11 protein-coding genes and 1 pseudogene are annotated in these 12421 nt (G+C 61.4%); 7 read left to right on the forward strand and 5 right to left on the reverse strand.

Features of this window, described 5'->3' with window-relative positions:
* The first annotated feature begins 118 nt into the window (after positions 1–118).
* From AC07UB_RS20280 to AC07UB_RS20290, 3 genes are all read left to right on the forward strand, one after another.
* Positions 119–2317 carry a TonB-dependent receptor gene (locus AC07UB_RS20280; RefSeq protein WP_494653843.1) on the forward strand — a complete coding sequence of 733 codons (2199 nt, stop codon included), beginning with the start codon at positions 119–121 and terminating at the stop codon, positions 2315–2317.
* Positions 2314–3090 carry a DUF4198 domain-containing protein gene (locus AC07UB_RS20285; RefSeq protein ID WP_492791991.1) on the forward strand — a complete coding sequence of 259 codons (777 nt, stop codon included), beginning with the start codon at positions 2314–2316 and terminating at the stop codon, positions 3088–3090. The genes AC07UB_RS20280 and AC07UB_RS20285 overlap by 4 nt, the downstream gene beginning before the upstream one ends.
* A 371-nt stretch (positions 3091–3461) precedes the next feature.
* Positions 3462–3701 carry a DUF2171 domain-containing protein gene (locus AC07UB_RS20290; RefSeq protein ID WP_492791990.1) on the forward strand — a complete coding sequence of 80 codons (240 nt, stop codon included), beginning with the start codon at positions 3462–3464 and terminating at the stop codon, positions 3699–3701.
* A 40-nt stretch (positions 3702–3741) separates the two neighbouring features.
* Here AC07UB_RS20290 and AC07UB_RS20295 read toward each other — a convergent pair whose 3' ends face one another.
* A complete protein-coding gene (locus tag AC07UB_RS20295; protein ID WP_492791989.1) occupies positions 3742–4956 on the reverse strand; it encodes a GGDEF domain-containing protein in 1215 nt (404 codons plus the stop codon).
* Between the two features lie 839 nt (positions 4957–5795).
* On the opposite strand from AC07UB_RS20295, the gene AC07UB_RS20300 reads away from it, so the two are divergent.
* Together AC07UB_RS20300 and AC07UB_RS20305 are read left to right on the forward strand one after the other, a co-directional pair.
* On the forward strand, positions 5796–6140 hold the full coding sequence (locus tag AC07UB_RS20300; protein WP_492791988.1) for an ArsR/SmtB family transcription factor: 345 nt from the start codon (positions 5796–5798) through the stop codon (positions 6138–6140).
* Positions 6137–6613 (forward strand): SRPBCC family protein, encoded by a 477-nt coding sequence (locus AC07UB_RS20305; RefSeq protein ID WP_492791987.1) that lies wholly within the window; start codon positions 6137–6139, stop codon positions 6611–6613. The genes AC07UB_RS20300 and AC07UB_RS20305 overlap by 4 nt, the downstream gene beginning before the upstream one ends.
* An 82-nt stretch (positions 6614–6695) precedes the next feature.
* Here AC07UB_RS20305 and AC07UB_RS20310 read toward each other — a convergent pair whose 3' ends face one another.
* Positions 6696–7502 (reverse strand): lytic murein transglycosylase, encoded by an 807-nt coding sequence (locus tag AC07UB_RS20310; RefSeq protein WP_492792774.1) that lies wholly within the window; start codon positions 7500–7502, stop codon positions 6696–6698.
* A 226-nt stretch (positions 7503–7728) separates the two neighbouring features.
* On the opposite strand from AC07UB_RS20310, the gene AC07UB_RS20315 reads away from it, so the two are divergent.
* Positions 7729–8583: an SDR family NAD(P)-dependent oxidoreductase gene (locus AC07UB_RS20315; RefSeq protein ID WP_494653841.1), complete on the forward strand. Its 855-nt coding sequence runs from the start codon at positions 7729–7731 to the stop codon at positions 8581–8583.
* 42 nt (positions 8584–8625) lie between these two features.
* On the opposite strand, the gene AC07UB_RS20320 is transcribed toward AC07UB_RS20315, so the two are convergent.
* Positions 8626–9036 (reverse strand): DUF4345 domain-containing protein, encoded by a 411-nt coding sequence (locus AC07UB_RS20320; RefSeq protein ID WP_494653840.1) that lies wholly within the window; start codon positions 9034–9036, stop codon positions 8626–8628.
* A gap of 69 nt (positions 9037–9105) precedes the next feature.
* On the opposite strand from AC07UB_RS20320, the pseudogene AC07UB_RS20325 reads away from it, so the two are divergent.
* Positions 9106–9302 (forward strand): annotated as a pseudogene (locus AC07UB_RS20325) (short-chain dehydrogenase); the annotation flags it as partial.
* Between the two features lie 122 nt (positions 9303–9424).
* Here AC07UB_RS20325 and AC07UB_RS20330 read toward each other — a convergent pair.
* Positions 9425–10114 carry a DUF4145 domain-containing protein gene (locus AC07UB_RS20330; protein WP_494653839.1) on the reverse strand — a complete coding sequence of 230 codons (690 nt, stop codon included), beginning with the start codon at positions 10112–10114 and terminating at the stop codon, positions 9425–9427.
* A gap of 167 nt (positions 10115–10281) precedes the next feature.
* Positions 10282–12411, reverse strand: coding sequence for an RNA polymerase sigma factor RpoD (gene rpoD, locus AC07UB_RS20335; RefSeq protein WP_492791982.1), 2130 nt, complete (start codon positions 12409–12411; stop codon positions 10282–10284).
* Positions 12412–12421 lie beyond the last annotated feature (10 nt).

The raw sequence follows: 12421 nt of genomic DNA on the forward strand, positions 1-12421 counted from the left end.
CGTTTGTCTTGTATCGTCATACTGCGCGATGTTAGTTTCCCCTGCCGGGTTCATTCGAGGTGCGGCGTGACCTGACACAACGGGTGACGCCACGTTTTCTGTCATGCGGGGGCATGTGTTGCGTTCTTTATCCGCTCGCCTTTCGGCGCCGGCGGCGGTTGCGTCACTGGCGTTGCTGCACGCGGCGGCGCATGCACAGACGGCCACCGCGCCTGCTTCTTCAAGTGCGCCCGAGGCGAATGCGCTTCCCGCCATCACCGTGATCTCTCCGCGCACGGCGCAGACACGGCGCGCGCGCCAGCCGCGCGTTGCGCAACGTGCGTTGTCTCAAGCCACGGCTGCGCCATCGCCCGACACCGGACGCGGCGATGTCTCTGCGTCCACCTCGGCGCTTCCGGCGGCCACCACCGTCATCGACGCGCGCCAGATCCAGCGGCTGCCGGTCGGCAGCTATGCCGATATTTTCCGCTCGCTGCCGGGCTTCAACGTGTCGAACTTCGGTCAGGGCGCGATCGGGCAAGGCATTTCGCTGCGCGGCTATACCGAGGCCGAGCACGGCCGCGACATCGCGTATTATATCGATGGCGTGCCGGTCAACGAAGTCTCGTCGCTGCATACGCCGAACTACGCTGACCTCAACATCCTGCTGCCGGAAACCGTGAAGAGCATCGAGGTGGTGCGCGGGCCGTTCTCGGTGGAGTACGGCGATTCCAATCTCGGCGGCTCGGTCAACATCACCACGAAAGACTCCGAGCCGTTCGGCAGCGTCGGCCTGTCCGGCGGCACGCAGGGCACGGCGCGCGGTGTCGCGACCTACAGCACCACGCAGGGCGCGTGGCTGCCATTTTTGGCGCTGGAAGGTTTCCGCACCGACGGCTACCGCGATAACAGCTTCATCGAGCGCTATAACTCGTTCAACAAGATCACGACCACGCTCGACAACGGCGCGACCGTGTCATTCCGCGCGCAGGCCTACGGCACGGACTTCAGCGCGCCGGGCTATGCCAGCCGCGACGACATCCTGTCCGGCAAACTGCCGGAGCGCGCGGCGACCAATGCGACCGACGGCGGCAACAAGCAGTTGCAGAACGTCGTGGTCAACTATGCGTCCGGCGCGAAGGATCAGGAACTCAAGGGCGCGCTGTTCGTCAGCCATGATTACTTCAACCGCTATGCCGACTTCGGCGGCGGCCAGCGCTGGCAGCACGACGACCGCATCATGGCCGGCGGCCGCATCAGCAAGGTCTGGACTGCTGCTGTCGGCGACGACATGCCGGTGCAGGTGCTGGTCGGCAGCAACTGGCGCACGGATATCATCAACGCATTCCAGGCCGGGACGACAGCACGCGTTGTCACCGGCGCGCCGGTGATCGATGTCGGCGTGACCCAGCACAACATCGCGGCGTTCGGTCAGGTCCAGATCAAGCCGGTGTCGTGGCTGAAGCTGACCGCTGGCGGCCGCTTCGACCAGTTCATCTATGACATCAACGACCGGCTGACGCCCGGCGGCACGCCGAATATTTCGCCCGGCATCGCCAGCCCCAAGCTCGGCATCGCGATTACGCCGGTGCGCTGGCTCGAGCTGTTCGCGAATTACGGCCAGGGCTTCCGCAGCATCGACGTGCCGCTGGAGCTGATCGGCAATCCCGGCATCCAGCCGTTCAGGATCGTCAGCACGGAAGGCGGCGTGCAGTTCACGTTCGACCGGTTCAAATTTCTTGCCGATTACTGGACGACGGATTCGCAGAACGAATCCTTCCAGCCGGCGCCGGGGCTTCCGGTCACGTTCCTCGGCAAGGCGCGGCGCGACGGCTTCGATCTCGACGGGCGGTTCTTCGTGATCAAGGACCCGGCGAACAGCGTCGCGGTGTTCGCGAACTACAGCGGCGTGCGCGCGCAACTGCTCGATGCCGCGCCGTCCTACTTCGTGCCCAACGTGCCGGATTATATCGCCAATGTCGGCATCGATTTCGATGTCGCCCATCGCAACGCGGAGCGCTTCTCCGGCAGCGCCTATGTCACGTTCGTCGGCAAGAAAAACCTGACGCAAGACGGAGCGATCACCACGTCGCCGTATGCGCGCGTGACCGGCAAGCTCGCCTACACATGGAGCGACGGCTGGAGCGCGTTCACGCAGGCCACATGGTATCCCGGCAATCGCCTGAGCGAGATCGCGATCAATTTCGGCAATCCGACCGGGGCCACCTCCGCGGATATTTTCGTCAGCGCGCAGCCGGTATTGACCGTGCTCGGCGGCGTGACCTACCGCTTTCCGACCGCGGTGGCGTCGGCCGCCTCTTCAATGGTGACCAAATGAACCGTGGATTGTCTCGCGCGGCGTTCGCGCTTCTCATCGCGGCGACGCTCCCCTCTGCCGCACTCGCTCATGACATGTGGCTGAGCTTCGCGGGCGACGCGCAGCAGCGCCGGGTTGTGGTCAATTATGGGCATCCCGACGACCGGCCGCCCACTATGCCCGACAAGATTCTCGATCTCGATGCCGTCACCTCCGGCGGCAGGTCATCATTACTCGCCGGCATCACGGCCACGCAGGAGAGCGGCTTTGGCGTCGCCACCACGCGCCCGTTCGCGGACGACGGCCGTAGCCTGTTCGCAGCCCGCTACGACAACGGTCTCTGGGTGCGGCAGCAGGACGGCACAATCCGCAACGCCACGCGGCGTCTTGTGCCCGATGCAGTGGAAACGCTGTGGTCCGCGAAATTCGCCAAGGCCGTGAGCGGCCCCGGTTCGCCATGGCAGACCGTTCTGGGCCACGAACTTGAACTCGTGCCGCTGTCCGATCCCGCCGCGGCCAAAGCCGGCGACACACTCAGGCTGCGGGTCTATTTTCGCGGACAGCCGCTGCCCGGCGCGGCCGTTGAACGCGGCGACGGAGTCACCGCCATTCCAGAAAAAGATATTCCGCGTTTTATTGCCGACGCCGATGGCGTGGCGTCCGTTCCCATTGTGAAGACCGGGGCGCATCTGCTGGTGGCCGATCACAAGGTGACCCCCTCGGCGTCGCCGGATCAGGCCAATACCGATCTCTATAACGCAACGCTCTGGTTCTCGAACGCTGGATCGAGATAGGCCGTAACGGCACCGCGATCAGCCTGCCATCCAACAAAAATCGCCGGATCTTACGATCCGGCGATGGTCTCGTGTCTGAAGAAAAAGCGAGGTCCGCGCGCTACTTCTTGCCGCCCTTGCTCTGCTGATAGCTGGAGCCGGCGCCCTTCGGCGCGTTCTTGTCGGCCTTCGGTTTCTTGGCTTCCTTGCTGCCCTTGTCCTTGCCTTTTGCCATCGCGTCCCTCCTGTTGCCGGTGCGTATTACCTGCGCGACGCTAGCACTTCTGTTGGCCCGGCGGTGATCTATCTGGCGGATCAGCCCAATAAGCCGCGCCCCGGTCTGAACGCTTTGGCCATCCGCGCGTTAACGGGTGTCACGAAAGGAGACCCAGATGAGCGCAAACGCAATCAAAGAACACATGGAAGTCATCGGGGCGGACGGCGTGCATGTCGGCACCGTCGATCGCATGGAGGGCGGCCGGATCAAGCTGACCAAAGCGGACAGCGGAGTGGGCCGGCACAAGGGCCACCATCACTATATCGAGCAGGGACTGGTTGCCGGCGTGGAAGGCGACAAGGTCAGGCTGTCGGCCAATGCCGATGTCGCCGTGACATTCGAGGAAGAGAAATAATCCATATTCGAGGGAGGGACGGCGCACTGCCGTCCAGCTCTCAGGCCGTCTTGCGCATCACCGGCTCGGCTTCCAGCGGGGTCGCGTCGAACACCGCATAGCCGTTCTTGCCGTCCTTCTTGGCCATGTAGAGTGCCCGGTCGGCAGCGGCGATCAGCCGGTCCGAATTCAGGCCGATTTCGGATCGCCACTGCGCGACGCCAATCGAGGCGGTCAGCGCCAGCGGCGCGCCGTTCCACTGCACAGTCTCGCTCTGGCAGGCTTCCAGCACATGGCGCGCGACCATCGCACCTTCGCGCAACGTCGTCGACGGCAGCACCACGCAGAATTCGTCGCCGCCCATGCGAGCGAGCAGATCGCCGGTGCGCAGCCGGCTTCCGGCCGCGCGGGTGAACAGCCGCAGGCACTCGTCGCCCGCGGCATGGCCGTGGCCGTCGTTGACTTCCTTGAAGCCGTCGAGATCGATCATCAGCAGCGCGAATGCATCGCCGGTCCGGCCGGAGCGGGCGCATTCCTCGTCGAGCCGGGCCAGCAACTGGCGGCGATTGGCGACGCCGGTGAGATCGTCGAACATCGCGAGATCCGCGACCTCGGCGCGCAGCCGGTCGATGGTCATCAGCAGGAAGCCGAAATTCCACATCATGGACAGGAAAACCAGCATCAGGATCAACATGGCCTGAAACTGGTTGAAATCGACCAGAGAGACATTGCCGCCGACGTGCAGCAGGCCCGCGACGGAACGCAGGGCATAGATGGCGATCATCAGGATCGCGATCATGCCGGCCAGAAATGCGCCGGGGTGCTTGTGCCTGTTCTGGCGCGACAGCAGCAGGGGCAGCGTCATGACGATCGGCAGCGACTGGCACACCGAGTAGATCAGGATGCGCATCGGCATGCTGTCATGCCAGACGAAATACGAGAGGCCGACAAAATTGACGCCGGCGATGATCGCCGTGGAGCGCCATGACACCGGCTTGCCGTAAAACTGCCTGATGCCCATCGCCGCAAGGCAGATCGCGAGAACCAGGATCGAGCCGCCGATCACCAGCGGAATGAGCATGAGCACCCGCGCCTCGGGATCGATGGCGCTGCGCGACATCGCGACGGCGGCGCCAAGCGCCGCGACAAACGCGCCGCCGGTCCAGAAACGGGCTGCTTCGAGGTTCGGATAGCTACGCGCGACGTAGGTCCAGATGACACCGATCGCGGTGAAATTGACGACGAAGACGATCCAGAGGGTCGGAACGCTTAGCATGGGTGAGTCCAGGGTGCGCGGTTGCCCGCGTCTTGTGCCCTGTCCCTGATATCGATCATTGTGCGATCCATCACCCGCTCCCGATCCCGTATGTTTCGGAATCTGCCTCCCCCCGAAGCCGGATGCATCCTTGCAGGGTCGCGATTAACGGAGTCTGACCCGCACCGGATAAACCGCGCTGTGGTTGTGAATTGATGAACGCCGCGAACGCGCATGGCGAAACGAAAGCCATTCACGCATCAAGGCGCGTGTCACGTGCGATCGCGAAAGTGAAACGAAAGAGCTTTGCGAGCTGTTAACCCTGACTGCGCGGCCGTCATCCACAGGAAAAAGGGGCGACGCTGTCACGAAGCCTGCACAATGTTGAAAAACAGGCGACAAATTTCAGCGAATCGGCTCGGATTGGAGTCGAGGCTGCGCGCTGGCCTATCGCCGAGCATGCCTCGTGACGTTGACGTCAACTCAAACCCCATGAGGGATGTTATGGCGAAGAAAGCCAAGAAGGCGAAGAAGGCGAAGAAGACCGTAAAGAAGGCCAAGAAGGCGAAGGCCAAGAAGTAGTTCTAAAGTTTGAAGTGGCTCGGGCGGAGCTGCTTCGCCCGAGCTGCCGGTTGAGCTTGCTCCCGGCCCGCACATTCCAGGCTCGTAGCCTAAGCTCCGTATTCAAGCCTCGCATTATTCCAGGTCTGGCATTTCAGCCCTCGCTTCTGTTCTCCGCGCAGCGTGTACGAACCTCAAATCACATTTGTCTGACCTTAGTTTCGCGACACGGCCCCTGCGACCGCACGCCGCAACACTTAGGCATTGACCTAACTTTCCGCGCGAATATAGTTAGCCACATGACTAACCAACAAACCCGCCTTAGCGACACGTTTCGCGCCCTCTCCGATCCGACCCGGCGCGCGGTGCTCGCAACCCTCAGCTCCGGGCCGGCCACGGTCAGCGACCTCGCGCAGCCGTTCGACATGGCGCTGCCGACGTTTCTTCAGCATCTCAAGGTGCTGGAGGAATGCGGCCTCGTCCGCTCGAAAAAGGTCGGGCGGGTGCGCACCTGCCACCTCAAACCGAAGCCACTCGAGGACGCCGAAGGCTGGATCGGCGCGCAGCGCACGCTCTGGACCAGAAGACTCGACCAGCTCGACGATTACCTCAGACAACTCAACGCCATGGAGAAACGAAAGTGACCGCGTACAAAATCGATCCCAAACTCGATCTCGTTCTTGAACGGACCATTGATGTACCCGTCGAACTGGTCTGGAAGGCATGGACCGAGCCGAAGCACCTGATGCAGTGGTTCACGCCCGCGCCGTGGAAAACGGTGGACTGCGAGATCGACCTGCGACCCGGTGGCATCTTTCGCACCGTGATGCGCTCACCCGAAGGGCAGGACATGAACAATATCGGCTGCTGTCTCGAAGTCGTGGATCACCGCAAGCTTGTCTTCACCGACGCGCTTCTGCCCGGCTTCCGGCCGCGCGACGACGGGTTCTTCACCGGCGTTGTCCTCATGGAGCCGGTCACGGGCGGCACGAAGTATACCGCATGTGCAATTCACAAGGACGAGGCCGGGAAGAAAACCCATGAGGACATGGGGTTTCACAACGGCTGGGGCACGGCGCTCGACCAGCTCGTCGCCTATGCCAAGACGAAGATGTGAAGCGAGCCAATTCGTCTCATCAAAAAGGGCGGCATCACTGCCGCCCTTTTCATTCCATGTTGCCTAAAACCCTGGCGAGCGATCACCGCTCCGCAAGACGATCGGCGAAATAGCCGATGGTCTTGCGATAGATGGTCGCCCTGTTCCATTCGCGCATGGCCTCGAAGTTCGCGGTGCCTTCGCCATACGGCTGGCCGCCCTTGAACCCCGCGGTCTTGAGAAGATTGGCGGTGGAAGCAAGCACGTCCGGCACGCTGTGGCGCAGATCGACATGGCCGTTGCCGTCGAAATCGACGCCGTACTTGATATAGGACGACGGCAGGAATTGCGTCTGGCCGAGTTCACCGGCAAACGCGCCGACCAGATCGCGCTGCGGAAGATCGCCGCGCTGGAGAATCTTCAGCGCCGCCAGCAGTTCGCCCTGAAACAGTTCGGTGCGGCGGCAATCATGCGCCATGGTCGTGAGCGTGCGGATCACCGGCATCTTGCCGATATCGCCCTTGCCGAAATCCGATTCCAGACCCCAGATCGCAACCACGATTTCCTTCGGCACGCCGAAGCGCTGCTCGATCCGCCCCAGCAGCGCCGCATGACGCTGCATCATCGCCTTGCCGGTGTTGATGCGCCCGGCGCCGACGCGGGTGGAGACGTACTGCTCGAAGGTCTTGTTGAAGGTGCCGCGCTGGCGGCGGTCGAACGACAGCACCGCGGGGTCCGGCGTCACGCCCGCGAACGCCTGGCTGATCACGCCCTGCGAAATCCCCGCAGCCGCCGCCTCCTGCGACATGGCGGACACGAAGGTCTGGAAATCGCCGCCGCAACGCGCGGCAAACGACGGCGTGGCGGTGGCGAGAAGGAGCGTGGAGAGGACGGCCGCGAACACGCGCATGAAATATGGCTCCATTTGCATAATATCCTGCGATGATGACACGGGATTTGCGTTCGAACAATGACGGCGGCCCGCCGTTCAAATCCCGAATGCGCGTGCAAACTCAACCGGTTCGGCAACCGCCCACGGCGCGTGACATATTCCCGCTCACAAGCGGAGCTAAATTGGGGCAGCGCTGTTTCATGCGGCCTGCGCTTCGACATCAACATTGTCCCGGAGAAGTCACGTGTCCCATCCCGCCCTCACCCCGAATGCCGTCGCCGTCATCACCGGCGGTGCGTCCGGCATCGGCCTCGCCGCCGCCAGTCATTTCGCCAGGCTCGGCCTGAAAGTCTGTATCGCGGATCACGACGACGAGAAGCTCGCCCGCGCAGCTGAACTGCTGACCTACGTGGCGCCCGGCGGCAGCGACAACATCATGTCGCTTGCCATCGACGTCAGCCATCGCGAACAGATCGAACGGCTGGAGTCCGCCGTGCGCGCGCGGTTCGGCGGCACCGATGTGCTGATGAACAACGCCGGCATCCAGCCCGGCAGCCAGATGTTCGGCCCGGCGAATACGTGGCAGCACGTCCTCAACGTCAACCTATGGGGCATCATCCACGGCGCGCAGGTGTTCGCGCCGGGCATGATCGCGCGCGGAGGGCCGGGGCTGATCATCAACACCGGCTCCAAGCAGGGCATCACCACGCCGCCGGGCGACCCGGCCTACAACGTCGCCAAGGCTGGCGTGAAGGCGTTCACCGAGGCGCTGCAGCACGAACTGCGCAACACGCCCGATTGTCAGGTGAGCGCGCATCTGCTGATCCCGGGTTTTGTCTTTACGCGCCTTACCGCGCGCAACCGCACGGAAAAGCCTGCAGGCGCATGGACGGCGGACCAGACCATCGAGTTCATGATCGACAGTCTCGGCAAAGGCGATTTCTATATTCTCTGCCCGGACAACGACGTGCCGCGCGCGCTCGACGAGAAACGCATGACATGGGCGATGGGCGATATCGTGGAGAACCGCCCGCCGCTGTCACGCTGGCATCCGGATTACGCAGAGGCGTTTAAAAAGTTTGTGGAGGGCGGAAAGTAACGCCGCTCACAAATCAACCGGCGCGCGCTCGCCCGGCGGCAGTCAGTTCGGCGATCCGCCCATCGCGCGATTGGTGACGACCTGCGCCGCGATGATGATCCACGGCAGGACCAGTTCAGGAACCAGATAGCCGATCCAGACCGCCGCCGGTTCGGGCAGGCCGACCTTGGTGATCGACAGCACGCGGCCGAGGCCGCCCAGCAGCACCGTAAGCGCGAGCAGGAAGACCAGCGTGTTGTGCTGGCGAATGGTCGCCGCAACCCAGAGCCCGGTCACGCCCGACATCAGATAGATGCCGCCCATGAAGCGATGCACATTGTCGAGCCGCGGCGATGTCTCCGGCTGGCCGAGATACATCTGCAGCGTGCCGCCGAAGATGGCGATGGCTCCCGCCAGAAAAAGACACACCTGCGCGACGCGCTGGCTGAGCAATATCGGTTCACTGGCGGTCATGGCAAAATCCCCGTTTTCAAATCACTTGTTGAAATGCCGCCAGCCTACATGAAAAAACGGGTGCGTATGGAGCGGATCATCGCTTTCATGCCGGAGCGACTGGCCGCCGGGGATTCTCACATTCTCTGCACGGACAACGACGTGCCCCGCGCACTCGACGAGAAACGGATCCTCCGGACGCCGGCAATATCGTGGAAAACCGCCCGCCGCAGTCGCGGTGGCATAAAGACTGGGCGGGGAAGTTTAAGGAGTGGGTGGAGGTGTGATTATGCACTCGATTGACGCTCGCTCAGGCGCACGCGCGGGTTGCTTTTCCGCAAGCACTCAAGCCACCCAACCAACCGCTTCAAATGGAAAAAATCCAAGCAACCAAAAAACCCGATGAAGATTAATCTTGCTTTTCAATCGCATTTTTTGCTTTGTCCGCTTTAGCTTCAGCTATCTGAGCCTTTTTATCCGCTGCAATTGCTGCGATTTGCGCGAGCCTTTGCCGGCGATTATGGCGAGCAACATACCATTCCGAGAATAGCATCTCTATCAAGCCAATAAGCGCTTTAGCCTCACCTTCTTCAACATCAACAATCAAGTTAATGTCTTTCTCCATATGCGCGCCGATATTCCCGATCGAGCGGACGTGGTCAATACTTTCGATAGTTTCAAATGTAACGCCGGATGGCGCTTTATTTTCATCTAAAAGATTTCGGAGTTCTTTTATTTCGCCATCAAGCGTCCCTTTAGCGATGCCGCAAAAGTCGCGTATCATGCCTTGCAAGCAACGACGCGCAAGTGTTGCGCTGGCCTTGGGACTGAGGCTGGATATTCGGCACGCCTCATAATAATCTTCACGTATCGGCTCTGGAATAAATTCAGGTTGAGAAACAGCAGAGGATTCCGGAATAAGTTGCCATTCTTTCAGCCCTTCGCCCAATGCTTCAGATGAGTAACCTTGATCTGTTGCATGCAAGAGGTACAAGTTTAACGTCAGCTTTTTGCAGCCTTCATTTAAACAGGAGATGCCTCTAACGCGAATACCCACTTGGCCGATGTCAAGCTCGGTGAGCCGAAGATGCCCACTCACAAATTTCCAATTCTTGTCAGTTACAATCTGCGGCCTAGAGCAATGAGGGCACGTCCAATTAAACTGTGTCATTAAAATTGACCCAATGTGCTTTGAATAAAGCTGGCTTCATTTTAAAACAGCGGGCTTTTGGCCCGCCGTTTTTCGATGCATGCTTTGTCCGGAAATCAATTATCCAAGAAGCTCCGCAGCTTCCTTGACCTGCTCGGATGCTTCAGCTTGCGCAGCGCCTTCGCCTCGATCTGACGGATACGTTCGCGGGTCACCGAGAACTGCTGGCCGACTTCTTCCAGCGTGTGATCGGTGTTCATGCCGATGCCGAAGCGCATGCGCAGCACGCGCTCCTCGCGCGGCGTGAGCGACGCCAGCACGCGGGTCGTGGTTTCGCGCAGGTTGCTCTGGATCGCAGCATCGATCGGCAGGATCGCGTTCTTGTCCTCGATGAAATCGCCGAGATGCGAATCTTCCTCGTCGCCCACCGGGGTTTCGAGCGAGAGCGGCTCCTTGGCGATCTTGAGAACCTTGCGCACCTTCTCCAGCGGCATGCCGAGCTTCTCGGCCAGTTCTTCCGGGGTCGGCTCGCGGCCGATTTCGTTCAGCATCTGGCGCGAGGTGCGCACGATCTTGTTGATCGTCTCGATCATATGCACCGGAATACGGATGGTGCGCGCCTGGTCTGCAATGCTGCGCGTGATGGCCTGACGAATCCACCACGTCGCGTAGGTCGAGAACTTGTAGCCGCGGCGGTATTCGAATTTATCGACCGCCTTCATGAGGCCGATGTTGCCTTCCTGAATGAGATCGAGGAACTGCAAGCCGCGGTTGGTGTATTTCTTGGCGATGGAAATCACGAGACGGAGATTGGCCTCGACCATTTCCTTCTTGGCCTGCCGCGCTTCGCGCTCGCCCTTCTGCACGCCGTGCACGATCTTGCGGAATTCGCCGATCTCGAGCCCGGTCAATCCGGCCAGCTGCTGGATCTCGTGGCGCAGTTCCTTGATGCGGTCCTTCTCCACCGCGACGAAATTCTTCCAGCCCTTGGCGGCCAGTTTCGAGACGCGGTTGAGCCAGCGCGGATCAAGCTCCGAGCCCACATAATTTTTCAGGAAGTCGTCGCGGCCGACGCCGTGGCTGTCACCCAGACGGAAGAGACGGCCCTCAAACGACACCAGCTTCTTGTTGATGTCGTAAAGCTGCTCGACCAGCGAATCGATACGCGCCTGGTTGAGCCGCAGCGACTTCACCTCGACGACGATTTCGTCCTTCAGCTTCTTGTACTTGCGCTCCTGCGCGGGCGAGAGCGTCTCGTTCTGAAGCTGGTTCTGGATGTCCTGCTCCTGCAGGCGGCGCAGCTTCTTGTACTCGCTTGCGATCTTGTCGAAGGTCTCGACGACCTTCGGCTTCAGCTCGGCCTCGATGGCCGCAAGCGACATCTGGTTCTCGAACTCGTCGTCCTCGTCGTCGTCCGCAGCGGGGCTTGCACCGGCGTCGCCTGCGGCAGGCGCGGGGCGGAACGGCGTCGCCGACGGAGGCGCTGCGGGCGCGGCGGCGGCCTGCGCGGGCATCACCTGCACTGTGCCGTCGGCGTTGATGATGGCATTGGTCTGCTGACCGTCCGGCCCGACGGGGCCGGCGATCATCGCAGGATTCATGTTGTTCTTGGCGTCGGGACCGGCGTAGGTCGCTTCAAGATCGATGATGTCGCGAAGGAAGATCTTTCCTTCGTTGAGTTCGTCGCGCCAGATGATGATGGCCTGAAAGGTCAGCGGGCTTTCGCAGAGTCCTGCGATCATCGCTTCGCGGCCGGCCTCGATGCGTTTGGCGATGGCGATTTCGCCTTCGCGCGACAACAGCTCGACGGTGCCCATTTCGCGCAGATACATGCGGACCGGATCGTCGGTGCGCTCGCCGGGCTCGGACTTCTTGGTTTCGGTGACGGCCTTGGAGGTGACCTCGACGAGTTCGTTGTCGGTCTCGTCGGCTTCCTCTTCCTGCTTCTCCTCGTCCTCGTCCGCGGCGTCGTCGGATTCCGACACGTTGATGCCCATGTCGGAGAGCATCGCCATGATGTCTTCGATCTGTTCGGGCGAGGTGGTGTCGGACGGAAGCACTTCGTTGAGCTGATCGAAGGTCACGAAGCCGCGCTTCTTGGCCTGCTTGATCATCTTCTTGACGGCGGCGTCGGACAGGTCGAGCAACGGCGACGGAGCATCCGCCCCATCCTTCTCAGGAGTCTCGGCGGCCTTCTGATCTTTTTCTTTATCCTTGACCGCTACCGTCTTTGCCTTGATGGCCATTCACTGCTCC

The sequence above is a fragment of the Afipia sp. GW821-FHT04G03 genome (assembly GCF_059419985.1).

Coding starts and splice junctions, on each gene's coding strand:
- AC07UB_RS20320 (WP_494653840.1), bottom strand. CDS start 9,036: ATGACCGCCAGTGAACCGATATTGCTCAGCCAGCGCGTCGCGCAGGTG.
- AC07UB_RS20295 (WP_492791989.1), bottom strand. CDS start 4,956: ATGCTAAGCGTTCCGACCCTCTGGATCGTCTTCGTCGTCAATTTCACC.
- AC07UB_RS20285 (WP_492791991.1), top strand. CDS start 2,314: ATGAACCGTGGATTGTCTCGCGCGGCGTTCGCGCTTCTCATCGCGGCG.
- rpoD (WP_492791982.1), bottom strand. CDS start 12,411: ATGGCCATCAAGGCAAAGACGGTAGCGGTCAAGGATAAAGAAAAAGAT.
- AC07UB_RS20300 (WP_492791988.1), top strand. CDS start 5,796: ATGACTAACCAACAAACCCGCCTTAGCGACACGTTTCGCGCCCTCTCC.
- AC07UB_RS20310 (WP_492792774.1), bottom strand. CDS start 7,502: ATGCGCGTGTTCGCGGCCGTCCTCTCCACGCTCCTTCTCGCCACCGCC.
- AC07UB_RS20290 (WP_492791990.1), top strand. CDS start 3,462: ATGAGCGCAAACGCAATCAAAGAACACATGGAAGTCATCGGGGCGGAC.